The following is a 26,670-nucleotide window of genomic DNA, read 5'->3' as shown; positions in this document are numbered from 1 at the left end:
TTCAGTCTCCGTGTCCGTATACAACAGGCCGCGTGTAACGGTCTATAAGCGGTACACACATATTGGCAAGCAACACAGCAAAGGCGACTGCATCCGGGTAGCCGCCCCAGCTGCGAATAACAAAAATTAAGAAGCCAATAAGCAAGCCAAATATAACCCGTCCACGATTAGAGGTAGCCGCAGATACCGGATCAGTGGCAATAAAGAAGGCACCTAACATTGTTGCTCCGCTTAAGGCGTGAACGATAGGTCCGGGCATCAGGTCCGGGGCGAAAATATGCGCGATAAATGCGGGTATACAAAGACCACCAAGAAAGCCGAGTGGAATGTGCCAGCTGATAATACGTTGCTGAATTAAGAGTAACCCACCGACGAAAAAGCCCAGGTTTATCCACTGCCAGCCGGCACCGGCAAAGTAACTGAATTCTGGGCGCTGATAAATTTCAGTTAGTGTATAACCCTGAGTCAGTCCGGTTTTTATACTGTCGAGAGGGGTTGCCATGGTGACGCCATCGATACCGGAACGGAGCTGCTCAACGCTGTAGCCTGCTGGCGTGTATTCAAACAATATGGTGTGCAACGTTTGCCATAAGTTAAGCGAATGCTCACTAATAGCTGAAACCGGTAACCAGTTGGTCATTTGTACCGGGAATGACACCAGCAGAAGCACATAACCAGCCATGGCCGGGTTAAATAAGTTTTGCCCCATGCCACCATAAACATGTTTGACCACGACAATGGCGAATAACGTCCCTATAACGATGATCCACCAGGGCGCTAATGACGGAATGCTAATTGCCAGTAAAACGGCGGTAACTATGGCAGTATTGTCGCGCAAGGCTGAAAATGCCGGACGCTCCCGGGCTACGGTGCAGGCCATTTCGGCGGCAATTGCAGTAACCACGGCCAGAAGAATTTGAAACCAGATACCGGAACCAAAAAAGTAGCTGTGCAACAGTACGCCGGGAACCAGTGCATAACAAACCCAGCGCATCATCTCGCTGGTGTTGCGCTGGTTATGCCCATGGGGTGACGATGCAATTCTGAAACTCATGACTCACTTCCTTTGGCTGAGTTGCTTTCTTCCGGGCTTTCTTTAGCAGCCTGAGCGGCCTTTTTAGCTTTAGCACGGGCAATAGCGGCTGCAACCGCAGCTGATTTACCGGCTGGTTTCTCAGTGCTTTCTTCCGCTTTACTTCCCGGTTCGTCGCTGTTTTTCTGCTGCGCTTCTTGTTGCATTTCCTGCTGCATTTTCTTGCGCTCTTCGGCGGCTTTTCTGTGACGCTCTAAGCGTTCTTCTTTTTCACGCTCCAGCCGTTCCTGTCTTGCTTCGAAACGCTTACGGGCTTGTTCCGCCTTAGCTTTTTCCCGGGCAATATTACGCACTTCGGCTTTGGCCTTACGGTAGTAATGCACCAGTGGAATTTCGCTGGGGCAGACATAAGCGCAGGCACCGCATTCAATGCAGTCGAACAAGTTGTGTTTTTCCAGTGACTCGTAGTCTTTGGCTTTGGCCAACCATTGCAACTGCTGCGGCTGTAATGTTGCCGGGCAGGCATCGGCACAGGCGCCGCATCGAATACAGGCCAGTTCAGGTCCGGGAGAAGGAAGTTCCTTCTCAGTAGGTGCCAGAACACAGTTAGTGGTTTTTATGACCGGCACTTCCGTAATAGGCAGGGTAAAGCCCATCATTGGCCCGCCCATAATAATGCGTTGCTTTTTCTCCGGGGTAAAACCTGACTCATCCAGCAAGTGTTGAATTGGCGTTCCTAATAAGGCCCACACGTTGCCCCGTTGTTGCAGAGACTCGCCGGTCAGGGTAACCACGCGCTCTAATAATGGTTCACCATGGATAATTGCCCGTTTAACGGCATAAGCTGTGCCGACGTTTTGCATCAATAAACCGATATCCATCGGCAACTTGCCACTCGGTACCTGATGCCCGGTAAGCAGTTCAATCAGTTGTTTTTCCCCACCCGAAGGGTATTTGGTGGGCACTACCTTAAGCTGTATTTGCGGGTTGTCGTCAATGGCTTCTGCCATGGCCTTTATGGCCTCAGGCTTATTATCTTCAATAGCTAGCAGAACCGAGTCGCAACGGGTGATGTACTGTAAAATACGAATGCCGGCAATAATGTCATCGGCGTGTTCCTGCATTAAGCGATCGTCTGCGGCAATGTAAGGTTCGCACTCAACCCCGTTTATAATAAGGTGTCTCAGAGGCTTTTGTTGTGCCAGCTTTTGAGCGGTAGGAAAACCTGCACCACCTAAACCAGCAATACCAGCTTCCTGAATCAGTTCCAGTAAGCGTGAAATTTCAACGTCATGATAATCGGGCAGTGCGTGCTTATTTCCCCAGCGGTTTTCGCCGTCCGGGTGAATGACAATAGCCTGTTCCGGCAAGCCCGATGCATGTGCTGTAGGGCGCTCTTCAATGGCGGCAATGGTGCCAGAAGTTGGAGCGTGCAAGGGTAATCCTTGACTTAACCCTGCTTCAGTTAAACGCTGGCCTTTATCGACGCGCTCGCCGACCTTAACCAAAACCTTACCGGAAGGCCCAATGTGCTGGCGCACCGGCAAAATCAGCTCTTGCGGTAACTTAAGTTTACGAATGGGCTGGCTGCTGGCCGGGTGCTTGCGTTCAGGAGGATGAACGCCGCCCGGGAAGTGGCCTATCACATTGGCGCTAAAGTCATGTTTGTTTGCCTGCACGTCGCTCATTCCACCACCTTAACCGGAATGCTATTGGCTTTTATGTTCTCTTTCACTGTATCCAAATCCCATTGCCAGGTTTCGGGTCTTGCTTTTACTTTTACCATGTCGATACAGTCGACCGGACAAGGTTCAACACAAAGGTCGCAGCCGGTGCATTCATGTTCGATAACCGTGTGCATTTGTTTCGCTGCACCTAAAATGGCATCGACCGGACAGGCTTGAATACATTTAGTACAACCAATGCATTCGTCCTCGCGGATAACAGCGACTTTTTTAACGTCTTCTTCGCCATGGGCATCATCCAGCGGCTTGGCTTCTACGCCCATTAAATCGGCTAACTGCTTTATGGTCGCTTCGCCACCCGGCGGACATTTGTTAATGTCGTCACCGTCGGCAATGGCTTGTGCGTAGGGTCGGCAACCGGGGTAACCGCATTGACCACATTGTGTTTGTGGCAGAATTTCATCAATTTGGTCGACAATAGGATCGCTTTCGACGCGGAACTTAACCGCGGCAAAGCCAAGAATCACTCCGAATATCAGCGCTAATATACCCAGCGCGATAACTGCTCCGAATAAACTCATTAAGCGCTCACCAATCCGCTAAAGCCCATAAAGGCAAGAGACATAAGCCCTGCGGTTATCATCGCAATAGCTGAACCTTTAAACGCTACCGGCACGTCGGCGGCAGCTAAGCGCTCACGCAGAGCTGAGAACAAAATAAGTACCAGCGAGAAACCAATAGCGGCTCCCAAGCCATAAACAATGGACTGCACAAAGTTGTGTTGCTCGTTGACGTTAAGCAAAGCCACACCTAATACAGCACAGTTGGTGGTAATAAGTGGCAGGAAAATACCCAGTAACCGATACAGCGTAGGACTGGTTTTGTGTACCACCATTTCTGTAAATTGTACGACCACAGCAATAACCAGAATAAAACTGAGCGTTTGCAGCGACATTAAGTCGAGCGGCTCAAGTAGGTATTGGTTAACCAGGTAGCTACAGACCGAGGCCAGGGTCAGCACAAAGGTGGTCGCTGCTGACATGCCTATTGCCGTGTCCAGCTTGCCGGAAACGCCCATAAAGGGGCATAAACCCAGAAACTTCACCAGTACAAAGTTATTAACCAGCACGGTGCCTATCAGTAGCAGTAAGTAATCGGTCATTTACCTTTCCGGATACTGTGTTTAACAAAGACCGCATATTATCGGTGTTTTGGCCGCCATAAACAACAGACAGAGGGCATGTGTTTTGGAGAAAATTTGTGCATTGTCATACTTTCTTCACGAAACTGCTCATTTAGTGTCATAAAGGCTAGGCAAGGTAGCTACAACTGAAGCCAAAATGGGTTTTAAACCACATGGTACTAATCAGTTATTTACAACGTTTTGATCGCTATTGCTATTGTTTATTTTCTGGTTTGCGGGCTAAGGATTTGCCCGGACAGATTGCACTGCTGACGTCGCGCAGTGGTGACGGTTACGGTTACCTGGTTATTGCATTAATGGCCTGGCTTCTGGACGAATCCGGCGACGACTATTTTGCCCACCTGTTACTTGCCTTTGCTTTTGAGCTACCGGTTTACTGGATAATGAAAAACAGTTTTCGGCGCCAGCGACCCAGTGAGTTAAATTTATCCTTTGCCGCTTTGGTTGTCGCCAGTGATAAATTCAGTTTTCCCTCTGGCCATACCGCAGCTGCGGTTCTGTTTTCTACAGTAACCTATCAGTACTACCCAAATCTTGGCTTAGTCTGTTTTGGCTGGGCTGCCGCCATTGGTGCCTCCCGAGTTGTGGTTGGTGTCCATTACCCCAGCGATATTGTTGCCGGCGCTTCGCTGGCTATTGTCGTATCGGAGTTCGTTATATGAAAATTCTTTATGGTATACAGGGCACGGGTAATGGTCACCTGAGTCGCTGTCACACCATGGCAAAGTCTCTTGCAAAATATAATGTTGATATTGATTACCTGATATCGGGGCGTGATGTTGCCGGCTTATTCGATATGGACGTTTTCGGCGATTATCAGTGGCAGCAGGGTTTGTCTTTTGTCACTGAAAAAGGGCGGTTACGAAGACGTAAGACGTTGCTGAACAACGACTGGAGTCAGTTTTGGCAGGATGTAAAAAAGTTACCGGTAAAAAATTACGATTTAGTGATCACAGATTATGAACCCGTAACCGCCTGGGCGGCTAAGAAAGCCGGAGTACGCTGTATTGGCTTGGGTCGTCAGTATGCGTTTCAAGAGCCTGAATTGTTCCGGCGTTTGTCCTGGTGGCAGAAAAAGCTGATATCTTCATTTGCGCCCTGTTCAGAGCCTGTCGGTATGCACTGGCTTTCAACCGGTAATGCGATTCCCCCTGTGGTCAGGCATGAAGAAAATAACTGTGGTGGCTTAATGCAACGTGTGGTTGTGTATTTACCCTTTGAAGACCCACGGCATGTGATTGAACAATTGCAGCCTTTAGATAATTACGAGTTTTCTTTTTTTCATCCTTTGGCAAAGCGCGAATCTTTAGGTCATATTGAGTGTTACCCTCCCTCGAGAGCGGAGTTTGCCGCTCACTTCAATAAGGCGTCGGCTATTTTGTCTAATGCGGGGTTTGAAACCAGTTGCGAGGCTCTGAGTCAGGGCAAAGCGCTTGCAGTAAAACCTTTGACCGGTCAGTTTGAGCAAAAATGGAATGCGCAGATACTGCAGGAGCAGGGGTTGGCGCATGTCCTTAAGCGAATCGACAGTGTGTCAATTGATAGCTGGTTAACCCAACGTAATCCGCAACGGTTATATTGGCCTAGTGTTGCAGATGAATTAGCTCAGTGGATATCTAAAGGCGCTGAGCAGCCGGTTACTGAACTGAGTGCAGGGCTGTGGTCCAGAAACGAAAAAACCGCCGTATAGGCGGTTCTCTCTAAATGTGGCTCCCCAGGTTGGATTCGAACCAACGACACATGGATTAACAGTCCACCGCTCTAACCAACTGAGCTACTGGGGAATTGAACAGGTTGGATGTTGCTTGGCTCCCCAGGTTGGATTCGAACCAACGACACATGGATTAACAGTCCACCGCTCTAACCAACTGAGCTACTGGGGAACAACATTCAACGGCTGCGAATATTAAAGCTCATACGCAGGGGTGTCAACTATTCTGCGAAGGTTTTTAAAGGAAAACGGTTCGGTTGTCGAAAAAGTCGACAAAATAGCTTTTTTAATCATATTAGCGCTAAAACATACGCCAATCGCTGTCGATGACAATGTCAAGTAACTGTAAAATATTCATCTATAACATAAGTGCTATGTTTATCGCTGATCTCATTATCCACAGATATCTGAATGTCGCAGTAGATAACGGCTACATGATCTTATCCACGGAATCTGTGGATAACCTTGTGTTTAACTCTGTTAAGTCGTAAGACTCATGCGGGTTTGAAGGCATTTTTAGGTCTGGTTAAAAAATAACGCAGTGATTTAATTTCTATAAAATACAATGGGTTATGTTATTTTGATGAATAAACACTCATGTTGGTGATTACGTCACCAACCAATGCCTGAAGAATCAGCAACTTGTGTATTTCTTAGTGAATTTGACTAAAAAACGCGCCAAAAAATCTTTCTAAAAATAAGTTGATCGGGCTTGACATTGCTTAAATTGATCGGGATCTGATTGACTTTATCTGAGGTCAACTTTTAGTAATTTGTAATAAAACTATCAAAATAGAAAAGGGCAATATTGGCGTGATTTGAGCTGGAATGACTGTTCAATTAATAGGGTTTTGGCGCTCATTCAGGAAAATGGCGCCAAAACCTTTATTTTATAAACTTTCTGAGAAGTCTTTAATTCTCTTAACCGCTTCTTTTAATACATCCATGCTGGTCGCAAAGGACAGGCGGCAATAACCATCGGTACCGAAAGCTGAGCCCGGCACTAGGGCCACGTTTGCTTCGGTAAGTAGTTTTTCGCAAAGTTCAACGTCACTGCTGACCTTAGCTTTAGCCATTAGTTCGTCAACCTGTGCGAACGCGTAGAAGGTACCGTCACCGGGCACACAGTTAACGCCGTCGATACTATTTAAGGCATCTACCAGGTAGTCGTGACGCTCTTTAAATGCACTTACCATTGTGTCAATGCAGCTCTGGTCACCATTTAATGCCGCCGCCGCTGCATACTGACTGATGCTGGTTGGATTTGAAGTACTTTGTGACTGCATTTTTTTCATGGCTGCAATAATAGGTTTAGGTCCGGCAGCATAACCGATACGCCAGCCTGTCATTGCATAAGCTTTGGATACTCCGGTCAGGATAACGGTGCGATCTTTAAGATCCGGAGCCACCATAGGGAAGTTAGCAAAAGCCGAATCACTCCAGAGGATATGTTCATACATATCATCAGTGGCGATAAGTACCTTTGGATAGTCACGCAATACTTCAGCCAAAGCTTTTAGTTCGTCTGCTGTGTATGCCGTTCCCGCCGGGTTAGACGGGCTATTAATGAACATTAACCGGGTTTTATCGGTCAAGGCTTCGCGCAGTTGTTCTGGTGTGATCTTAAAACGCTGATCAATACCGGCTTTAACAATAACGGGCTCTGCGCCAACTAGTTTGGTCATATCCGGATAAGAAACCCAATAAGGTGCGGGGATAATGACTTCATCACCCGGGTTTAACCAGGCACTGAGCAAATTAAAAATACTGTGTTTGCCGCCGGCAGAGACAATAATTTCTTTGCGCTCGTAGCTCAGGTTATTGTCGCGCTGCAGCTTTTTAATGACTGCATCTTTTAGCTCGTCGATGCCATCAACTGCAGTATATTTTGTTTTACCATCGCGAATCGCCTGAATAGCCGCTTCTTTGATAAAATCTGGTGTATCAAAATCTGGCTCGCCGACGCCCAGACCAATAACATCTTTGCCTTGTTGGCGTAATTCATTGGCTTTTTGAGTAACCGCCAGAGTCGGCGATGGTTGAATCGCATTGATACGATCAGAGAGTTGATAATCCACGTTCAGATCCTGTTTTTCGCAAGGGTTGAAATGCCCATTACTATACGGATCGCAGTGGCTAAAGTCTATTCTCCGTAGCCACAAAGCACAGTCTCATGTACACTATTCGGCTATCGAACTGAGGAGGGATTGAATGGCAGCTGCCGACGCATCAAGAAGTCTTATCAGCGCGCCGGTAGGACAAAAACTCTGGGAAATGACCTGGCCGGTTATTTTCGGTGTGGCTACTCTCATTAGCTTCAATGTTGTCGATACCTTCTTTATCAGTATGCTCGGAACAGACCCTCTTGCGGCTGTCAGCTTTACCTTTCCCGTTACTTTCACCGTTATAAGCCTGGCCATAGGTTTAGGCATAGGCACTTCTGCCGTCATTGCCCGTAAATACGGCTCCGACAGGCCGGAAGAGGCTCATTTTGACGGTTTTTCTGCGCTTTCAGTATCCGCCATACTAGTTGCTGCATTGGCGCTTATTGGCTACCTGCTGATGGATCCGGTTTTCAGTTTATTGCAGGCACAGGAACGGCTAATGCCATTGATACGGGAGTATATGACGCTCTGGTATCTGGGCTGCGTGATGTTGGTTACGCCTATGGTTGGGAATGCGGTTCTGCGAGCCGCCGGTGACACACGAACACCATCGCTTATTATGGCTTCCGGTGGGTTGGCGAACGCCATTTTCGATCCAATTTTAATTTTTGGGCTAGGGCCTATTCCTGCCATGGGCATTGAAGGTGCTGCTCTTGCTAGTGTTATTTCCTGGTTTAGTGGTGTCTTTTTAGTGTTTTGGTTGCTGCGCAGAAACAAGCTGGTTTCTTCTAAACCGCCGGCCGGACGACCTTTTTTTCAGGCATGGGTTAAGTCAGCCCGCGGTATTTTAAAAATAGGTATGCCGGCAGCCAGCGCCAATATGCTGACGCCATTAGCTATGTCAGTGATGACTGCTATTGTCGCATCTTATGGAGCTCCAGCCGTGGCAGCGTTCGGTGTCGGGTCCCGACTGGAGTCACTGGCCAGCGTCATTATACTGGCGTTGTCTATGTCGTTGCCGCCATTAATTAGCCAGAACTACGGCGCGGATCGTATTGATCGGGTGAAAGAAGCCTATCGAACCGCGTTAAAAGCCGTGCTGGCCATTCAGGCGATCATTTATTTACTGATGCTGGTAACCGCACACTGGATAGCTCAGGTATTTGCCGAAGAGCAGGCGGTTGCCGACATTGTTAAGCTCTTTATTTATATTATGCCGTTGGGTTACGGGTTGCAGGGCATTATTATACTGACCAATTCCAGCTTTAATGCTGTGCACCGGCCAATGAACGCGTTGTGGTTAAGTATCATTCGGTTATTTGTTTTATTCGTACCGCTCTCTTATTTGGGGAGTGTACTCGCTGACTTAACCGGTTTATTCATTGGCGGGGTGGTCGCTAATCTGTTTACTGCTGTTATTGCGTATTGGTGGTTTTCACGCGAGTTGAGGAGAGAACGTGGCTAAGAAATTTGAACTGGTTTCTAAATACAAGCCGGCGGGTGACCAGCCCAAAGCCATTGAGTCGCTGCTCGATAATCTGGACGCCGGTCTGGCGCATCAGGTGCTGTTGGGGGTAACTGGTTCAGGTAAAACCTTTACTATGGCGAATGTCATTGAACGTTCGCAGCGTCCTACCTTGATACTGGCACACAATAAAACCCTGGCAGCGCAGCTTTATGGTGAGATGAAAGAGTATTTCCCCAATAACGCGGTGGAATACTTTGTCTCTTACTATGACTACTATCAGCCTGAAGCTTATGTGCCGACAACCGATACTTTCATTGAGAAAGACGCCTCAATTAACGACCACATAGAGCAAATGCGCTTGTCAGCTACCAAAGCTCTGATGGAACGCCGTGATGTGGTTCTGGTTGCGTCGGTATCAGCCATCTACGGTCTGGGTGATCCCGAGTCTTACATGAAAATGATGTTGCATTTGCGTCGTGGCGACATTATCGATCAGCGCGACGTTCTGCGGCGTTTGGCTCAGTTGCAGTATAAGCGAAACGACGCAGCCTTCGAGCGCGGTACTTACCGGGTTCGTGGCGATGTGATAGATATCTTTCCGGCGGAGTCGGAAGAAATAGCGGTGCGTCTGGAGCTGTTTGACAGCGAAGTTGATCGGATTAGCTTTTTTGAACCTTTAACCGGACAGATTACGGAAAAAGACGTTGCGCGCGCCACTATTTATCCGAAAACGCATTATGTAACACCGCGGGAAGTGCTGGTTAAAGCCATTGAAAAGATAAAAGATGAACTGAAAGATCGTCGCGATATTCTGCTTAAGCAAAATAAACTCATAGAAGAGCAGCGGATTAATCAGCGTACGCAGTTTGATATTGAAATGATGCTGGAGCTTGGCTATTGCTCGGGCATTGAAAACTACTCACGCTATTTATCCGGTCGTGCGCCGGGCGAGCCGCCACCAACCTTAATGGACTACTTACCGGATAACGCACTGCTTATCATTGATGAGTCACACGTTACTGTGTCGCAGATTGGCGCTATGTATAAAGGCGACCGCTCGCGTAAAGAAAATCTGGTGGAATACGGTTTCCGTTTACCGTCAGCACTGGATAACCGGCCGCTTAAATTTGATGAGTTTGAGGCTATAGCGCCACAAACCCTGTATGTGTCAGCGACACCGGGCAAGTATGAATTAGAGCGCAGTGGTAATGAAGTGGTTGAGCAGGTTGTCAGGCCGACAGGATTGATTGATCCGCAGATAGAAGTGCGTCCGGTTGCCACCCAGGTGGATGATTTAATGTCTGAAATACGCTTGCGGACAGAGGTCGGCGAGCGGGTGCTGGCGACAACTTTGACCAAAAAGATGTCGGAAGATTTAGCCGACTATCTGGATGAACACGGCATAAAGGTGCGTTATCTGCATTCAGACATTGATACCGTTGAACGTATGGAGATTATCCGCGATTTGCGTCTGGGTAAGTTTGATGTGCTGGTCGGTATTAACTTGCTGCGGGAAGGTCTGGATATGCCGGAAGTGTCGCTGGTCGCGATATTAGATGCGGATAAAGAAGGCTTTCTGCGCTCCGATCGTTCGTTAATTCAGACGATTGGTCGTGCGGCACGTAACGTTAACGGCCGCGCCATTTTATACGCCGACCGTATTACCGGCTCTATGCAACGCGCTATGGATGAAACAGACCGTCGCCGCGAGAAGCAAATTGCTTACAACAAAGAGCACGGTATTACCCCGCAGGGACTGAATAAAGACATTACCGACGTGATGGACTTGGGGCAGGGGTCAGCTAAAGCTCGTAAGAGTAAAGCTGAAAAAGCGCTGGCAGAAGTGGCCTCCGGGTATGATGCCCGCACGGTAGTGGTTAAAGACGCGAAAGCGGTGATGAAAGAAATCGACGCTAAAGAGAAAGAGATGTACAAAGCGGCGCAGAACCTTGAGTTTGAACAAGCAGGTAAACTGCGCGATGAAGTCGCTGAACTGCGCGAACAACTTAAACGAGCGGTTTAAAGATAAATACCCTGCAGCGAACAGGGTTATCGCTTTTATCAATTGGCTGTAACAATCTTAATCGGCAACAATCAATAAAAGTCGACGCGGGAGATTGTTATGAAAGACGCAGTAAAGACAGTATCATTTGGTATCATGCATTTTACCATCGCCTTTGGCGTAGTCTGGTTAATGACAGGCGATGTCGTGCTTGGTGGTGCTATTGCTCTGATTGAACCTTTAGTGAATACAGTAGGTTATTATTTCCATGAAAAAATCTGGCAGCGAGGCGACAAGCGCCGGGCAGCGATTGGTAGAGAGAGCACGATACCTGGATAAAGAGGGCCGGGCGAGTATACCGCTCTCGCTCCTGCTGGTGCTTTTATTTGAAATGCGTGGCTATGTCGCCGCCATTATATCTCTGACTTTTTCTGAAGACCGAACTCGATTACTGAAGCTTTTCTACACCAGTTCAGAGCAGTTCGGGCTGATGTTACTGATTGGTCTGCCTGCTTTAATTGTTTTGCTGGCAACCACCTTTGTCGGTGAAGACAAAGCTAACTGGGCAAATAGATTAATGCGTTTTGCTCAACCTCTGTTATTACTCTCTTTAATTTTTGATGCCGTACTTATTTTCTGGCTATTCATTGAACAACATGGTGCTTTTTCATTTGGTCGCGCCGCAATTGTTTTTGGTTGGTTTGTTTGTGGCTGGTATTTAATAAACTCCAGACACTGGCGTTTTTATCGACAGCACCTGATTAATATAGAGTAACTTGAGTAAAGGTAGTTGATTTTTAAGGTTTAACGTTCTTTAATGGCTGTCTGAGAACTGATTCGGGCCAGCATGAACTTCTTAAATAACTTTTTTCTGCTTAAAGACGAAGGAACGTCAGAAAATGGTGTTCCCAATTGGCGAGTCAGCGCACTAAGAATTATTCTTTTCTCGGGAGCTTTCCTTTCATTAGCTGTTTTTATTGATACGCTTGTCCCTTTATTAGAGTTGCATTTAATTTTCACTATAGGCGTTACCTCCACATTTTTGGGAGTGATGCTGACCCTATTTTGGTTAAGTACTCGATACTATCATTTTTGTGCTCATTCTCTGCATGTCATGATTATTGCCGCGAGTTTGTCCTGTAATCTTTTATTAGTCGACTTGAGCCTTGCACAAGTTAGCTCAATGTTTATGTATGCTTCACCACTTATAGCGTTGATGCTTTTAGGTGGACGTGCTGCATTATTCTACGGCATTCTTAATATTGTGCCGTTTTATATTATTCTTAACGATATCGACTTATCAGAATTGACAGGAATTAACGAACAGTTACCTGATGCGTCTCTATATATTTTGGGACTTATTTTTCTGTTTTTTAACATCTGTATTCCTCTCGCAGTGGCTCGTACAATAGTCGCTGCAAAACGTCTGAATCAGGAAACTCAAAAGTCTAACGATTACTTAAAAGGTAAGAACTCGCTTTACCGGGTGTTTTTTGCCGAGTCGAGAAGACCCAAAGTTATTGTTAATGAAGACGGGTTAATTACAGATTTTAATAAACAGGCCGGTGATATTTTTGGTTTAGATGAGTCGACGAGAAGTGGTTGTCAGTCTATTTCTAACTGGTTTCCCGATATTAATCATGCCAAATTACCCACGGGTGGCAAGATTATCCGTCATGAGCATACATACCAACAAGTTGTCAGATTAGAAGTTCCGGAAGCCAGCTCTTATGTTTATGAATTTGTCGATTGCACACAAGAGAAAACGCTGGAGAGTAACCTGACGTTCTTAGAGCAGGAAAACCGCCGTTTGCGTTACCTGGATACTCAGACAAACTTGCCGAACAGCGACTGGTTTGAGTTGCAATGCAATAAATTAATTTCTAAGTCAGATCGTGAATTCTTTGTGGTTGTTGCACAAAGTGAAAGCGAGGACTACCTCAGGTTAAAGTATGGTGAAAGTGTTATCAGAAGACTTTTAGCGTCTTCATACAGCCGGTTGAAGAAGCACCGGCAGCATCCGCGCTTAACTGCGACTATTGCGTTAAATAAGCTGGTGTTTATTTTGCCAAAGACGGTAGAGAACGAATTAAAAGACGTTTTACTGGATATTAAAAACTCTCTCGATAAAGAATACACCTTTCAGGGTATTAAATGTCAGCAGTCTTTTCAGTTCGGTGTGGCCAGGTTTCCTAAGCATGGTGAAACCGCCGACGTTGTTGTTTCCCGTGCGTTGGAAGCAAAGAAGTTTGCTTCTGTGAACCAGTTTTATCATCTTTATGATACTGAAAACTCGGAAGAGTTTATGGAACGCCATGAAATCTCAATTCTTTTGGATGAAGCCATACAGAACGACGAGTTGGATGTTTGTTTTCAACCGAAAGTGACTGCCGATGGCACTTGTGTCGGGCTTGAAGCACTTGCCCGCTGGGACAGCCCTGTACTGGGTTCCATTTCTCCGGCTATTTTTATTCCAATTGCAGAAGAGTACCGAATGATAAGTCGTTTAACCGACTTAATTGTTCAGAAAGTCTGTGCTCAAATATCGCTGTGGAAGAAAAATGATTTTCCGCTGTTACCCGTAGCCATCAACATTTCACTGCTTGACTTTTCTCAGCCCGATTTTATTTCGAAGCTGGTCAAATATCTGGCCGATTTTTCGGTTAAACCTTCACAGATAGAGCTGGAGTTAACAGAAACCTGTCTGGAGTCGGACAGGGTCAACTCATTAGAGCTTATGAATGAATTGAAGTCCTGGGGCTTTAAGGTATCGGTTGATGACTTTGGAGTCGGCTATTCCAGTGTTACCCGCTTGGCTTATTACCCGATTGATAAGTTAAAACTGGACAGAGCGCTGCTTCGTGGCATAAAAACATCCGGGCGACAATACAGCTTAGTTAAGGGCATTTTTAATATTTGCTCTGAATTGAAAATTAAATGTGTCGTTGAAGGTGTAGAAGAAAAGTCTCAGTTAACAAGATTAACCGAAATTGGCTTTTCAGAGTTTCAGGGTTTTTACTTTTCTAAGCCGTTAACAGTAACTCGTTATGAGAAGCATGTTAAAACCCACGGTCTGGTATTTTTAGATAAAACCGGTCAGCAGCTGTCTTAAGTTGTCTGGCCGGTTAAGTAATACCATTTGCCGTCTTCGAAAATAAAATCAGATTTTTCTTCCATAAAAGCAATATCATCTCCGTCGCGATAAAATGCGCGGAAATGCACCTGCCCTTTATTCTGATCTACGCTGGAAGAAATAACCTGCAATTTAAGCCAGTTTGGTGAGTCGCTTAAATCGAGAAAGGCGGGGCGGTAGCTGCTATGCCATGTTGCTTCTAAGTAGCCTGCTAAGCGTCCGACAAAGGCACTGTAGCGTGAACGCATTAAGGCTTCAGGCGATGACGCAAGTGATTCTCCATTATGATATGGATAGCAACAATGTTGATAGGTTTTATCGAGGCCGCAAGGGCAGGGTTCAGATAGTTTCATAGCGCGAACTTTACCAGCACGCGCGCTGATTTCAACTGCAGTTTTTAATCTGTTTTGCCGGAGTGATTTTTGCCCAGGCCCCCACTTATTGTCAGCTGCAGGGCATCGGCAGGTTTCATAGTCAGTGACTCGATACAATCCGCCGGCACAATGACCATATAGCCGCCGACGTTATAACTCATGGGCAAAAATACCGCCACCTGGTCATCTTTCATCAATTCCGACAGGCGGTCACCCTTAATTCCGCTTTTCTTGGTGACAATACCAATAAGCCGCAGTTTGCTGCCGGGAAGTGTGACTAATACAACAGATTCTTCAGCGAAGTTTTTGCCCGACATCATTTCAAAGACATCGTTAATGGTACCGTAAAGACTGCGCAGCAGTGGCAGCCGGTTGATAAGTTTTCCGGGAAGCTGCCAGAGAGAATCAATGAAATTCCAGCGGGAGCTAAAACCAATAAGCAAAGCAATAGCTAAAAAGCTAATAAAGGCGAGCCCCGGAAAATAGGAAGACTCACCCAGTAAGGTTATCCATATAGGCTTAAGCCAATTTTCGATGGTAACTAGCAGCCATTGCAGTAACGCAAAGGTCACAACAATGGGCAGTAAAATGGCTAACCCTTTAAACAAATACTGCAGCGTTCTTTTCATTATTTAATAAGCCTTTTGGCAAAGAGTTAGCCGCATTGTGAAACGAATAAATCAATCGGACAAGTAATATTCTATGGTGGATACAACCCGCACATTTTTCAGATGAGGATTGTGTCGGTCGCGAGCACTGATACTAAACTGCCCCTGACGTGCCTGTTTGATTTTACCCAACTGAGAGTTCGAGTCTGTCGCAAATTTTTCTGCTACTTCCCGGGCTTTCTTAGTGGCCTCTTCTATCATTTCGGGCTTTACCTCATTCAACCGGGTAAATAAGTATTCAGGTTGCGCCTGATAATCGTCGCTGCTGAGAACAATCCCCTCTTTACCCAGCTCGGCAAGGTCTCCCATGACACTGCGAACCTGCTCTACGTTACTGGAATAGACAGTAATAGCTTGTGTGGCGGTATAACGAAATTCTGCGGGTTGAGAAGAGCCGTAACGCTGTGCAGATTTGTCTGTAATGGAAGGGGCAGATGAGGATATTTCGTCCGTCTCAATGCCTTTCTCCCGTAAGAAGGCGATGACCTTTTTATTGGAGGCTTCCATAGTTTCATAAATTTCTGATAAATCGTTGCTTGCCGCGGTAAATTGAATAGGCCAGATAACTGTGTCGGCAAGATATTCTCGTTCGGATAACCCTTTTACGGTCACACTGCGCTCCATAGACTTGTGCTCAAGCACTGCATTTGAACCGATAATGCTAACGATCGCGAAGCTGATGATAAGAGAAATGCTTATTATCAGAGTATTCTTAGTTGAGTTCATCAAAATCCCCATAGTTTTTAGAAAGAGTGGCTTATGGCAACGGGAGTTAATGTGTGCGTACACTCAACTATTTATAGGCGATAGAAGGGAATTTATCCAGAGTTTAATTTGGCCCTGCTGCGGGTTAGCAGCAGGGGGGAAAGCATAGTTAAGTTTATTAAAATGAATAGCGTACGGTAGCACTTAGGCTATCAACATCGAGGTACTGGACTTCACCGTATGTCTCATAGCCAAGACCAAACGACAGGTTTGCTGTCGCGTGATAGAAAGCAGATACACTAAAGCGAAAAGTATCTTCGTCAAACGCGATATAGTCCACCTTAGCATCGACCTCAACTTTTGGAGCTATCATAGAGCGAAGTCCGACTCCAACACCCCAGGCATTCTCGGATGCCGATGTCGACAGTCCCTGGCCAGAACCTGAAAATTTTGCTCGTTCAAACGATACTGTCGAGTATAAATCAGTGGTGTTAGTTAAGTGCTTATATGAACCGATACCTGCTGACAGAAAGTCGATATCTAAATCGAAACCTGAGTCGTCATTGGAGACAGAGTCGAAATCTGCAAATACGAAAAGGTTATCTAAAACGACGAGGTCCGGATTAATAGCGGCCGAACCGCCGACTCTGAATCCGTCGAAAGAAAGATCGCCAGCTCCGTCAACGCCAACATCGGTATCAAGATAGGACGCATCAACTTTATTCCAGTTAGGGGTCTCAGCTAGAACTGCGCCAGGTAAGGTCAGCATTGCCAATGCGATAACAGCTTTTCTCATAAGTCTCTCCTTGGTTGAGAAAAGCGGGCAATATACCTTTAATAGCTAAGTGCTTCAATTGCTTTATATTTAACCTGACAAGAGATTGACGAGCGTCTATTCTCCTACGCTGTAAGACAGAATTCGCGACAAATGACTGTAAGGTAACTGGGTCTGCTGATGCCAGTGGTTAAACGCACTTTGAGCTTGTTTTAACCCTTTTTGACTGGTGGGAGAAGCGTCTATCAGCTTGTAGTTGGTCAACGCGGTGATAACATCATTGGAAAGAATAAAACCGTCCCAGCCAAGCTCGCGCAAAACATACTGTGGGGTAACGCCGCCTAATCGCGAACCGTTCTTTTTAAGATAATGCAACAACTCCGCTTGTTGGCTCGATGGCCATTGAGCCAGAAACTGACCAAAACTGCCGTATTCTTCGGCTACTTCCACAATCATTCGTGCGTTAGCGGGCACGGTGTTTATTTTTTGCTGGTTGCGGACAATACGTTCATCTTTGGAAAGTGCCTCTAAGACTTCTGGGGGCACTTGTTGCCAGTAAAGAGGCACAAAGCCTTTAAAGGCTTCTTCAAAACCCGGCCACTTCGCTTCAATAATGCGCCAGACAAAACCGGCGCGGAAAATACAACGGGTAATGGTTGATAAAATGACCCGGTCATCCAGCTGTTTCAGCTCGCTTGCAGGTGTAACTTTTGGCATGCGTGAAAGCATAGCGTTTTCGCCGCCTTTGCGTTGACAAGCGCGCTCATAAAATTGAGAAAAGTCTGTGGTTAGGTCTGTCATGGTTAACCTGCTGTTATTTCAACATCCAGTCGGCAATAGCCCGGCAGTGCAGTTCCGTGGTATCGAATAATGGCAAAGCCGAATGCTCCTGCTGAACCAGTAAACCTATTTCTGTGCATCCCAGAATAACACCTTGTGCACCCCGTTCGGCTAGCGAATCAATAACGCGAAGATAATGCTCCCTGGCTTTTTCAGTGAACTGGCCGTGACAAAGTTCTTTAAAAATGATGCTGTCGACGGTAATGCTGTCCTCTTCCTCGGGGACCAGAACCTGTACATTGTTTTGTTCCAGGCGCTCTTTATAGAAAGGTTGCTGCATGGTGAAACGGGTACCAAGCAGCCCAACGTTATGGACACTATTTTGTTTGAGATGAGCGGCTACCGCGTCAACAATATGCAGTAAGGGTATGGTTACAGCGGTTTCAATCTGAGGTGCCACTTTATGCATTGTATTTGTCGCTATAACAATGCATTCGGCTCCCGCGGACTCAAGTTGTCTGGCTTTACCGATAAGAGCCTGCGCGGCTGCGTCCCAGTCGCCCTGACTTTGCATTTTTTCAATAGGCGCAAAGTCAACGCTGGCAAGCAGGAGCTCTGCGCTATGCAGGCCACCAAGTCGTTCATTGACTAGCTGGTTCAGGCGTCGGTAGTAAGTGCTGGTTGATTCCCAGCTCATGCCACCAATAATGCCGACTGTTTTCATTAAGACCTCCGCTCCGCAATAGGCTATTTAAAAATAGCCTAGCGCAGTTTGGACGTTAAGTTAACGGCGATATTAGATGAAAACAGTCTAGCTTATGTTCAGACCCCAGTCGTCGTAGGCCGCTTTAGCCAGTTCTTCACGGAATTTAGGGTCGGCTATGTGGATAAGCTCCCGTGCGCGTTCACTCATGCTTTTGGCTCGTAAATTCGCGATACCATGCTCGGTCACAATGTAATGAACGTGCGCGCGAGTTGTTACGACTCCGGCTCCCGGTTCCAGCAGAGAACTGATGCGGGAAACGCTTCCGCCACAAGCCGTTGACGGTAGCGCAATCACTGAGCGACCACCTTCGGATAAGCTGGCGCCGCGAACAAAATCCATTTGCCCACCAACGCCGGAATAAATACGGGTACCGATTGAGTCGGCGCAAACCTGACCGCTTAAATCAACCTGCAGTGCGCTGTTAATAGACATAACCTGTTTATTTTGGCGAATAACGGACGTGTCGTTAGTGTATTCAACATCAAGGAAAAACACTTCCGGGTTGTCATCTACAAAGTCATATAATGCCTGAGATCCCATCGCAAAGGTGGTGACAATGCGTCCTCGGTGTTTACGCTTGCGACTGTTATTAATAACGCCACGCTCAACTAAAGGCAGCACACCATCTGAAAACATTTCGGTATGAATACCTAAGTCTTTATGATGATGCAGACAAGCCAGAGTCGCATCGGGTATCGCTCCAATGCCCATCTGTAAACAGTCACCGTCGTTAATGAGCCCGGCAACTTGCTCACCAATTTTCTGAGTAATAGGGTTCTGTTGCGGTTGCTTATGCTCGGGAATCGGTGCCGCTTCTTCAAAATAGCGATCGAAGCGCTTAAGTTGAACCAGTGCATCGCCATGGGTGCGTGGCATATTCGGATTTATCCAGGCTATAACCTTCTTTGCAACTTGCAGGGCGGCTCGCGTTGCTTCTACCGAGATACCTAAACTGCAGTTACCGTGTTTATCTGGCGGCGATACCTGAATAATAGCTGCGTCCAGCGGTTGTTCGCCTGAACGAAACAGCTTTGGAATTTCAGACAGGAAAATAGGAACGTAGTCGGCCAGACCCTGATTAACGGCCTGGCGGGTTGATGCTCCGACAAAAAATGCTCGTTGCCTGAGATGCCCGTTTAATTCCGGGTCACCTAAAGCTTCGCTGTATTCCGTATGCAATTGCAATAGCGTTAAGTTTACACGCTGTTTGGCAACTTCCTTCAGACCCTCTAATAATTTGTAGGGAGTGGCCGCCATCGACTGACACCAAATAACATCTCCATCGTTCAGAATTGATAACGCTTGTATTGCCGAATTAACTTTCATTACTGCATCCTGTTTTGAGCTTGGTGCGATTATAACTGGTTCTGAAATAAGGGTATTTACCCAGTAAGTGATACCTCTTACTTTGACATAGCGTGTCGCTTAGCTAAAGTTGTTAACAAAATAGATCATTGCAGAACATTTGTTCAATGACTATTATTTCGCCAGTTTCTAAACATGGGCTTACCTTATGTCAATTCGCAATAAACTTCTCTCTGTCGGTGCGGTAACAACGGCTGCTTTTATCATACTACTAATGCTGATGATGTTTTTTCAGTCTCAAATTAGTCAGCTGCATCGCGCCAGTGAATTGCGGGAATCTGTACATAACGGTTTGTTACAAGTGCGTCGTGCCGAAAAAGATTTCCTTTTGCGAATGGATGAAAGTTACGCGGATAAACTACAGCAAGAAGTTAGTGTAACGATTGAAAGGTTAGAACAGCTTAACCAACTGGTTGCTGATGAGGGCTCTACGCGACTTATTGATGGTCTTGCTGAGCAGGTTTCAAAATATGAAGAAAATTTTAATAGTTTAGTTGCTGCGTTTAAGCAACGAGGACTGGATGAAAATAGTGCGGCCTATGGCGCGCTGCGGGCGGCGACGCATGAGCTGGAAGAAGCTATTGATACAGCCAACCGAACCGAATTGTTGGTAACTCTGTTGCAGATACGCCGTAGCGAAAAAGACTTTATGCTGCGTTTTGACGACAAATACCTCGGCCGAGTTAACAATTTACTGGATGAGTTGAAAGCCGAGCTATCGGCATCGCCGAATCTGGCTTCCAAAGTTGACGCTTATCGTCGTGACTTTGGCCGTTATGCCAGCTTGTCGAAAGAAATTGGCCTGGATGAAGAGTCCGGCATTAAAGGTGAAGTCAGAATTATTGCCGGTAATATGGAGAGTTCGTTAGCTGAGTTAGATGAGAATCTAAATGAGTTGCTTCAGTCACGTCAGGCAACCATGAAATGGGTTCCTATTGTGGTTTTTGCAGCAATTGCATTTATTGTTGTAGCCATGCTGTTCTGGGTTGTTCGCTCCATTAATCAGCCGCTAACTCAGTTACGCGAAGACATGAAAAAAGTCCAGAGTAGCAATGACTTAACTCTGGTATCAGAAAAGTTCCGTAGTGATGAATTAGGTGATTTAGTCGATAGCTTTAATGAACTTCTGAGATACTTCCGTAACGTTATTAAGCAAATTAATGAGTCAGTTGAGACGGTTAACGGGTTAACCCAGCAGGTGTCGGATACCGTCACTCATACGTCTGAGAATCTGGATATGCAATCGCACGAAGTTGATCAGGTTGCAGCCGCTATCAATGAGATGGGCAGCACTGCTCATACTATTGCGAATGATGCAGAAGACACTGCCGAGCAGGTGAACAGTTTGTCCGATCAGGCTAAGCATGGCAGTACTTCAGTACAAGCTGGCGTTGAAAAGGTTCGGTATCTGGCAGAGCGTTTAAACAGTAGTGTGAGCGAAGCAAATACCTTAGCGGAACGCAGTGCTTCAATTACACAAATAGTGACGGTTATAAATGGTATTGCAGAGCAAACCAATTTACTGGCACTGAATGCGGCTATTGAGGCTGCCCGAGCTGGTGAGCAGGGGCGTGGTTTCGCTGTTGTTGCTGATGAAGTCCGGACACTGGCTTCACGCACGCAAAAATCTATTGGTGAAATTGAGTCTATTACCAGCCAGTTGAACCAGCAGACGCAGATTATTGTCACCACATTGCAGGAGTGTAATGAACTGGGTGAGGAGAGTGCTCAGCATTCATCGGAGTCCGATGAGTTATTTAATCGCATCCATATGGAGCTTTTAAAAATTAACGACCGTTCGGCATCTATCGCGACGGCAGTTGAAGAACAATCGGCGGTTGTGGATGAAACCGCCAGAAATATAACCCGTGTGCGGGATGCCGGTGTGGAAGCAGCGAATGATGCGCAGTCAAATGCCGATGCCGTTGCTCAGGTTCGCAATCAAACAGAGCAATTACGCCAGGCGGTTATCAAATTCCGCGTGTAGCCTGATGTTCACATCAGGGGAGATATCTCACCTGACATAAATGTCAGGCTACGTCGGCGGCGTGTTACGCGTTTAAATACTTCGCATGGAAGCGAAGCTGGGCTTCGATAAACGAGGATATAAAATAGTAGCTGTGGTCGTAACCGTCGTGTAGGTGAACGGTGCCACCACCCTCTACTTCAGCAATGGCTTCTTTCAGGTTTTCAGGTTTTAGCTGTTCTTCTAAAAAGCCATCAGCTAAGCCTTGATCTACCCGAATTGGCAATGTCTGACCTTTCGATTTAATAATCTCAACAGCGTCGTATTGCTTCCACTGTTCGCGATCATCGCCTAAATAAGCACTAAAGGCTTTTTCACCCCAGGGGCACTGTGTTGGATTAGTAATAGGCGAAAAGGCAGAGATACTGCTGTAACGGTCGCTGTTACGCAAGCCAATAACCAAAGCACCATGGCCACCCATGGAATGACCCGCAATAGCGCGTTTATCGTTAATTGGCAGTTCCGCTTCGACCAGCTTCGGAAGCTCCTTAACGATGTAGTCATACATCTGATAATGATTTTTCCATGGCTCCTGAGTAGCGTTGACGTAAAAGCCGGCGCCTAAGCCTAAGTCGTAAGCCCCGTCTGGATCATCAGCTACGTTATCTCCACGCGGGCTGGTATCCGGTACAATTAAGGCAATACCGAGCTCCGTTGCTACCCGTTGCGCACCGGCTTTAGTGGAAAAATTTTCGTCGGTGCAGGTTAAGCCGGAGAGAAAATAAACCGCTGGCACCTTGGACTTTTCTGCTCTTAGGGGCAAAAAGACACTGAACTGCATAGCGCAGTTCAGTACTTCAGAGTCATGTTCAAAGCGTAACTGGCGTCCGCCGAAACAGCGGGTTTCGCTAACTTGTTTCATTACAGACTCCATTAATAATGAATAACTGAACGAATCGACTTACCTTCATGCATTAAGTCGAACGCTTCGTTAATCTCTTCTAACGGCATGGTATGAGTGATAAAGGTGTCTAAATCAAATTTCCCGTCCATATATTGTTTTACATAGTCAGGCAGTTCGGTACGGCCTTTAACGCCACCAAAGGCACTACCACGCCATACACGGCCAGTAACCAGCTGGAAAGGGCGGGTAGAGATTTCTTCACCGGCACCGGCAACACCAATAATTACGGACTCGCCCCAGCCTTTGTGGCAGCACTCTAGCGCGGCGCGCATAACGTCGACGTTACCAATGCATTCAAACGAGAAGTCGACACCACCGTCAGTCATATCGACAATAACTTCCTGAATAGGCTTGTCGTACTTGGTTGGGTTCACGAAGTCGGTTGCGCCTAGCTCTTTGGCAATCGTTTGTTTGTCGTCGTTTACATCAATGGCAATAATGCGCGAAGCTTTGGCTTGTACGGCACCAATAATAACGGCCAGACCAATACCACCTAAACCAAATACCGCAACTGTGTCGCCTTCCTGGACTTTGGCGGTGTTTTTAACCGCGCCCATGCCGGTGGTGACACCACAACCTAACAGACAGACTTTTTCTAAAGGAGCGTCTTTGGGAATTTTAGCCAGTGAAATTTCTGGTAAAACGGTGTATTCAGAAAAAGTTGAAGTGCCCATGTAGTGATAAATGGTCTCGCCGTCTTTTGAAAAGCGGCTGGTACCGTCCGGCATTAAGCCTTTACCCTGAGTGGCACGAACGGCCTGACACAGGTTAGTTTTACCCGAGGTACAGAATTTACACTCACCACATTCCGCGGTGTACAGAGGAATAACATGATCACCCACTTCAACTGAGGTGACACCTTCGCCGACGGATTCAACAATACCGCCACCTTCGTGACCTAGTACAGAAGGGAAAATGCCTTCAGGATCTTTACCGGAAAGTGTGTAAGCATCGGTATGGCAAACACCTGTTGCTATAATGCGAACCCGCACTTCGCCTTTTTTCGGCGGCGCAACGTCAATAATTTCTTCTTTCAGTGGTTCGCCCGGGCCCCAGGCAACCATAGCGCGTGACTTAATGGTTTCCATAATAATTCCTTATAGTCTTGGATTTTCATTTTATTAGGTAAAAGCGTAGCGTAAGTTTAACTTTTTCTCATTAGCAGGTAATCTACTGTTTTTACAAATTACTTTTTCATAAATGAAATAATGGGTGTGAGATGAAGCCATGGCAGGGGATCAGTGAGTTTGCGGCAGTGGCTGAGCAACAGAGCTTTACTGCGGCAGCCCGGCAACTCAGGTTATCTGTGGCGCAGGTTAGCCGTAATATAGCAGCGCTTGAGCACCGGCTGCAGATGCAACTGCTGTACCGCTCAACCCGCAGTGTCAGTTTAACGGAAGAGGGGAAGCTTTATTTACCTCATTGTCAGCACTTGGTTGCCAGCTTAAGAGACGCCGATCAGGCCATTCAGCAGCGAACGCAGCAGCCGCAGGGGCTGATTCGCATTACGGCACCGGTCTATTATGGTGAGCGTTTCATAGCACCTCTGTTGAATGATTTTTTACACATTTACCCAGAATGCCGGCTGGATTTTCAATTAACCAACGAGCAGGTCGATTTAATAGAGGGCAGTTACGATGTTGCCATTAGATTAGGGCAGTTGGGTAATCCGCGGTTACGGGCCAGAAAACTAGGCTCGCGCCGACATTTCGTCGTCGGCTCTCCTGCTTATTTTGAAGAGTTTGGTCGGCCGCAAGATATTAACGCACTGGATGCGCACCGCTGTTTTACCGGAACGGTCAGGCAATGGCGCTTTCAGGTTGAGGGTAAACTGGAAACGGTTCGTCCGGAATCCTACCTGCATTGCAACAATGGTCTGGCGCTTCGTGACGCCGCTATGAAAGGTCTGGGGCTGGCTATGCTGCCGGACTATTATGTAACGGACTCATTAGCTAACGGGCAGCTAGAGGAAGTATTAGCGGACTACCGGCAACCCGATGATGGTATATGGGCATTGTATCCGGAAAACCGTCAGGTGATTCCAAAAGTACGGGTATTACTAGACTATTTGTCAGGGAATTTATCAGGAAATTTATCAGGAAAATTTAATACTGGAGAAATAGAGAACTGAGAGAGTAAAAAAGTGGTGGTTGCTACTGGGCTCGAACCAGTGACCCTCGCCTTGTAAGGGCGATGCTCTCCCAACTGAGCTAAGCAACCATCCTGAAGGTCTGCAATTGACGGAAGAAGAGAAGTGGTGGTTGCTACTGGGCTTGAACCAGTGACCCTCGCCTTGTAAGGGCGATGCTCTCCCAACTGAGCTAAGCAACCATTTTCACTGTGACACTTCTGCGTCGTTGCGAGGTGGCATTATAGGGCGCAGATCTAAACTGTCAAATAAAAATTGCCAACTTGTGTTCGTTTGCTGACATTTTAATCATTTCGAATAGCAGATGCGTCAGGCGCTCAGTCTTGATAAACTTGCGCCCATAAAATTGACTGGTTTTAAAGAAAGGAACAAACATGAGTGTGGTAACGCGTTTTGCCCCCAGCCCGACTGGGTATTTGCATGTTGGTGGTGCCCGTACGGCATTGTATTCATGGTTAGTCGCAAAAGCGCAGGGCGGCGAGTTCGTACTGCGTATAGAAGATACGGACCGTGAACGTTCAACTCAGCCTGCTATTGATGCCATTTTAGAGGGCATGGAATGGTTAGGTTTAAGCTGGGATCGCGGGCCTTATTACCAGACTCAGCGTTTTGAGCGCTATCAGGAGTTAATCGACAAATTACTGGAAGAAGACAAAGCCTATAAATGCTATTGCTCAACCGAACGCTTAGAAAAAATGCGTGAAGAGCAAATGGCTGCCGGTGAAAAGCCTCGCTACGATGGCCATTGTCGGGACAACCCGAATGTTGGCGGTGATAAGTACGTCATTCGTTTTCGTAACCCGCAAGACGGCAGTGTGGTTTTTGATGATCACATTCGCGGGCGCATTGAGTTCGCTAATACTGAACTGGATGATTTGATCATTGCCCGTACTGACGGTACGCCGACTTATAACTTCTGTGTGGTGGTTGATGACTGGGACATGGATATTACGCACGTGGTGCGTGGTGAAGACCACATTAATAATACCCCGCGTCAAATTAATATTCTGAAAGCTCTGGGTGCACCAGTACCTCAGTACGCTCACGTGTCGATGATTTTAGGTGACGATGGTAAGAAGCTGTCGAAGCGTCATGGTGCAGTCAGCGTTATGCAATACCGCGACGACGGCTACGTACCGGAAGCGGTTGTAAATTACTTAGCGCGTTTAGGCTGGTCTCATGGTGATCAGGAAATATTCAGCCGCGATGAACTGGTGGAGTACTTCAAGCTGGATGACGTGAATAAAGCAGCCTCTGCGTTTAATACCGAAAAACTTAACTGGCTAAACCAGCACTACATGAAAACCTTGCCTGCGGAGCAAGTTGCACCGCAATTGCAATGGCAGTTTGACCAAATAGGTGTGGACACCAGTAATGGTCCAGCGCTAGAGCAAGTTGTGTCGTTGCAGGCTGATCGGGTAAAAACCTTAAAAGAAATGGCTGCCATTAGCCGTTACTTCTTTGAGTCATTCGATGAGTTTGACGAAAAAGCGGCGAAAAAACATTTACGCCCGGTAGCCAAAGAGCCGCTGGTAAAAGCCAAAGAACTGCTCGGAGCAATTAGTGACTGGAATGCTGCTAATATTCAGGCGGCAATTAACCAGACAGCTGCCGATTTGGATGTTGGTATGGGCAAAGTGGGCATGCCACTGCGTGTTGCCGCGACGGGTGGGGGCAACTCTCCATCATTAGATGTGACTCTGGAATTAATTCCGCAGCAGACCGTTCTGGCACGTATAGACCTGGCGTTGGAATTTATTGCTAACCGCGAAAACGCGTAATTTGATGCTAATAAAAATTACGCCTGGCCTGATAAC

24 protein-coding genes and 4 tRNA genes are annotated in these 26,670 nt (G+C 46.7%); 10 read left to right on the top strand and 18 right to left on the bottom strand.

Translation table 11 applies throughout. The features are described 5' to 3' along the window. Position 1: 1 nt before the first annotated feature. The 4 genes from rsxD to rsxA are packed head-to-tail and all read right to left on the bottom strand — an operon-like array spanning position 2 to position 3,880. Positions 2 to 1,054 (bottom strand): electron transport complex subunit RsxD, encoded by a 1,053-nt coding sequence (rsxD, locus tag DEU30_RS08250; protein ID WP_011235030.1) that lies wholly within the window; start codon positions 1,052 to 1,054, stop codon positions 2 to 4. Continuing rightward, the gene (rsxC, locus tag DEU30_RS08245; protein ID WP_011235029.1) at positions 1,051 to 2,721 is read right to left on the bottom strand and encodes an electron transport complex subunit RsxC; all 1,671 of its coding nucleotides are present in this window, start codon (positions 2,719 to 2,721) and stop codon (positions 1,051 to 1,053) included. Before rsxC ends, rsxD begins: the two co-directional genes overlap by 4 nt. Next, positions 2,718 to 3,299 carry an electron transport complex subunit RsxB gene (rsxB, locus tag DEU30_RS08240; protein WP_011235028.1) on the bottom strand — a complete coding sequence of 194 codons (582 nt, stop codon included), beginning with the start codon at positions 3,297 to 3,299 and terminating at the stop codon, positions 2,718 to 2,720. Before rsxB ends, rsxC begins: the two co-directional genes overlap by 4 nt. Continuing rightward, positions 3,299 to 3,880, bottom strand: a complete 582-nt coding sequence (gene rsxA, locus DEU30_RS08235; protein ID WP_011235027.1) for an electron transport complex subunit RsxA — start codon at positions 3,878 to 3,880, stop codon at positions 3,299 to 3,301. The genes rsxB and rsxA overlap by 1 nt, the downstream gene beginning before the upstream one ends. A gap of 194 nt (positions 3,881 to 4,074) precedes the next feature. On the opposite strand from rsxA, the gene DEU30_RS08230 reads away from it, so the two are divergent. Both DEU30_RS08230 and DEU30_RS08225 read left to right on the top strand, forming a co-directional pair. Further along, a complete protein-coding gene (locus tag DEU30_RS08230) occupies positions 4,075 to 4,584 on the top strand; it encodes a phosphatase PAP2 family protein (RefSeq protein ID WP_011235026.1) in 510 nt (169 codons plus the stop codon). Next, positions 4,581 to 5,612, top strand: a complete 1,032-nt coding sequence (locus DEU30_RS08225; RefSeq protein ID WP_011235025.1) for a glycosyltransferase family protein — start codon at positions 4,581 to 4,583, stop codon at positions 5,610 to 5,612. The genes DEU30_RS08230 and DEU30_RS08225 overlap by 4 nt, the downstream gene beginning before the upstream one ends. A 17-nt stretch (positions 5,613 to 5,629) precedes the next feature. Here the strand turns inward: DEU30_RS08225 and DEU30_RS08220 are convergent. The 3 genes from DEU30_RS08220 to DEU30_RS08210 all read right to left on the bottom strand — a co-directional run bounded on the left by DEU30_RS08220 (position 5,630) and on the right by DEU30_RS08210 (position 7,711). After that, positions 5,630 to 5,706: transfer RNA gene (locus DEU30_RS08220), tRNA-Asn, on the bottom strand. A 22-nt stretch (positions 5,707 to 5,728) separates the two neighbouring features. After that, positions 5,729 to 5,805 (bottom strand) — tRNA-Asn (locus DEU30_RS08215). Between the two features lie 718 nt (positions 5,806 to 6,523). Continuing rightward, the gene (locus DEU30_RS08210) at positions 6,524 to 7,711 is read right to left on the bottom strand and encodes a pyridoxal phosphate-dependent aminotransferase (RefSeq protein ID WP_011235024.1); all 1,188 of its coding nucleotides are present in this window, start codon (positions 7,709 to 7,711) and stop codon (positions 6,524 to 6,526) included. Positions 7,712 to 7,844: 133 nt separating this feature from the next. On the opposite strand from DEU30_RS08210, the gene DEU30_RS08205 reads away from it, so the two are divergent. The 5 genes from DEU30_RS08205 to DEU30_RS13670 all read left to right on the top strand — a co-directional run bounded on the left by DEU30_RS08205 (position 7,845) and on the right by DEU30_RS13670 (position 14,320). After that, complete coding sequence (locus DEU30_RS08205) at positions 7,845 to 9,203, top strand: MATE family efflux transporter (RefSeq protein WP_011235023.1); 1,359 nt, start codon at positions 7,845 to 7,847, stop codon at positions 9,201 to 9,203. Further along, positions 9,196 to 11,229 carry an excinuclease ABC subunit UvrB gene (gene uvrB / locus DEU30_RS08200; RefSeq protein WP_011235022.1) on the top strand — a complete coding sequence of 678 codons (2,034 nt, stop codon included), beginning with the start codon at positions 9,196 to 9,198 and terminating at the stop codon, positions 11,227 to 11,229. The genes DEU30_RS08205 and uvrB overlap by 8 nt, the downstream gene beginning before the upstream one ends. 99 nt (positions 11,230 to 11,328) lie before the next feature. Then, positions 11,329 to 11,547, top strand: a complete 219-nt coding sequence (locus DEU30_RS08195) for a DUF2061 domain-containing protein (RefSeq protein WP_011235021.1) — start codon at positions 11,329 to 11,331, stop codon at positions 11,545 to 11,547. Then, positions 11,477 to 11,983, top strand: coding sequence for a DUF2919 family protein (locus tag DEU30_RS08190; protein ID WP_081423227.1), 507 nt, complete (start codon positions 11,477 to 11,479; stop codon positions 11,981 to 11,983). The genes DEU30_RS08195 and DEU30_RS08190 overlap by 71 nt, the downstream gene beginning before the upstream one ends. Before the next feature lie 72 nt (positions 11,984 to 12,055). Next, positions 12,056 to 14,320, top strand: a complete 2,265-nt coding sequence (locus DEU30_RS13670) for a GGDEF domain-containing phosphodiesterase (protein ID WP_227016349.1) — start codon at positions 12,056 to 12,058, stop codon at positions 14,318 to 14,320. Here DEU30_RS13670 and DEU30_RS08180 read toward each other — a convergent pair. From DEU30_RS08180 to DEU30_RS08150, 7 genes are all read right to left on the bottom strand, one after another. Continuing rightward, on the bottom strand, positions 14,317 to 14,694 hold the full coding sequence (locus DEU30_RS08180) for a YchJ family metal-binding protein (protein ID WP_011235017.1): 378 nt from the start codon (positions 14,692 to 14,694) through the stop codon (positions 14,317 to 14,319). The two genes, DEU30_RS13670 and DEU30_RS08180, sit on opposite strands and share 4 nt — an antisense overlap. A gap of 44 nt (positions 14,695 to 14,738) precedes the next feature. Further along, positions 14,739 to 15,344, bottom strand: a complete 606-nt coding sequence (locus DEU30_RS08175) for a DUF502 domain-containing protein (protein ID WP_011235016.1) — start codon at positions 15,342 to 15,344, stop codon at positions 14,739 to 14,741. 51 nt (positions 15,345 to 15,395) lie between these two features. Continuing rightward, entirely contained in the window at positions 15,396 to 16,109 is a 714-nt protein-coding gene (locus DEU30_RS08170) for an SIMPL domain-containing protein (protein WP_016341372.1), read from the bottom strand. A gap of 157 nt (positions 16,110 to 16,266) precedes the next feature. Then, a complete protein-coding gene (locus tag DEU30_RS08165) occupies positions 16,267 to 16,884 on the bottom strand; it encodes an outer membrane beta-barrel protein (RefSeq protein ID WP_011235014.1) in 618 nt (205 codons plus the stop codon). A 96-nt stretch (positions 16,885 to 16,980) separates the two neighbouring features. Then, complete coding sequence (locus tag DEU30_RS08160) at positions 16,981 to 17,664, bottom strand: DNA-3-methyladenine glycosylase I (protein ID WP_011235013.1); 684 nt, start codon at positions 17,662 to 17,664, stop codon at positions 16,981 to 16,983. Between the two features lie 13 nt (positions 17,665 to 17,677). Then, the gene (locus DEU30_RS08155; RefSeq protein ID WP_011235012.1) at positions 17,678 to 18,367 is read right to left on the bottom strand and encodes an aspartate/glutamate racemase family protein; all 690 of its coding nucleotides are present in this window, start codon (positions 18,365 to 18,367) and stop codon (positions 17,678 to 17,680) included. An 87-nt stretch (positions 18,368 to 18,454) separates the two neighbouring features. Then, complete coding sequence (locus tag DEU30_RS08150) at positions 18,455 to 19,735, bottom strand: acetyl-CoA hydrolase/transferase C-terminal domain-containing protein (protein ID WP_011235011.1); 1,281 nt, start codon at positions 19,733 to 19,735, stop codon at positions 18,455 to 18,457. A gap of 187 nt (positions 19,736 to 19,922) precedes the next feature. Here DEU30_RS08150 and DEU30_RS08145 point away from each other — a divergent pair, with 187 nt between their 5' ends. Then, positions 19,923 to 21,761, top strand: a complete 1,839-nt coding sequence (locus tag DEU30_RS08145; protein WP_011235010.1) for a methyl-accepting chemotaxis protein — start codon at positions 19,923 to 19,925, stop codon at positions 21,759 to 21,761. 64 nt (positions 21,762 to 21,825) lie between these two features. Here DEU30_RS08145 and fghA read toward each other — a convergent pair whose 3' ends face one another. Both fghA and DEU30_RS08135 read right to left on the bottom strand, forming a co-directional pair. After that, positions 21,826 to 22,662, bottom strand: a complete 837-nt coding sequence (gene fghA, locus DEU30_RS08140; RefSeq protein ID WP_011235009.1) for an S-formylglutathione hydrolase — start codon at positions 22,660 to 22,662, stop codon at positions 21,826 to 21,828. 11 nt (positions 22,663 to 22,673) lie between these two features. Then, positions 22,674 to 23,792, bottom strand: coding sequence for an S-(hydroxymethyl)glutathione dehydrogenase/class III alcohol dehydrogenase (locus DEU30_RS08135; RefSeq protein WP_011235008.1), 1,119 nt, complete (start codon positions 23,790 to 23,792; stop codon positions 22,674 to 22,676). Between the two features lie 131 nt (positions 23,793 to 23,923). Here DEU30_RS08135 and DEU30_RS08130 point away from each other — a divergent pair, with 131 nt between their 5' ends. Then, on the top strand, positions 23,924 to 24,835 hold the full coding sequence (locus DEU30_RS08130) for a LysR substrate-binding domain-containing protein (protein WP_011235007.1): 912 nt from the start codon (positions 23,924 to 23,926) through the stop codon (positions 24,833 to 24,835). Between the two features lie 13 nt (positions 24,836 to 24,848). Here the strand turns inward: DEU30_RS08130 and DEU30_RS08125 are convergent. After that, positions 24,849 to 24,924 (bottom strand) — tRNA-Val (locus DEU30_RS08125). 35 nt (positions 24,925 to 24,959) lie between these two features. After that, positions 24,960 to 25,035 (bottom strand) — tRNA-Val (locus DEU30_RS08120). A 192-nt stretch (positions 25,036 to 25,227) separates the two neighbouring features. Here DEU30_RS08120 and gltX point away from each other — a divergent pair. Next, the gene (gltX, locus tag DEU30_RS08115) at positions 25,228 to 26,634 is read left to right on the top strand and encodes a glutamate--tRNA ligase (protein ID WP_011235006.1); all 1,407 of its coding nucleotides are present in this window, start codon (positions 25,228 to 25,230) and stop codon (positions 26,632 to 26,634) included. Positions 26,635 to 26,670: the final 36 nt, after the last annotated feature.

It is taken from the genome of Idiomarina sp. 017G (assembly GCF_004362265.1).
Classification (GTDB): Bacteria; Pseudomonadota; Gammaproteobacteria; order Enterobacterales; family Alteromonadaceae; genus Idiomarina; species Idiomarina loihiensis.
The sequence above is the reverse complement of the archived record's forward strand: the minus strand, read 5'-3'. Positions and strand labels throughout refer to the sequence as shown.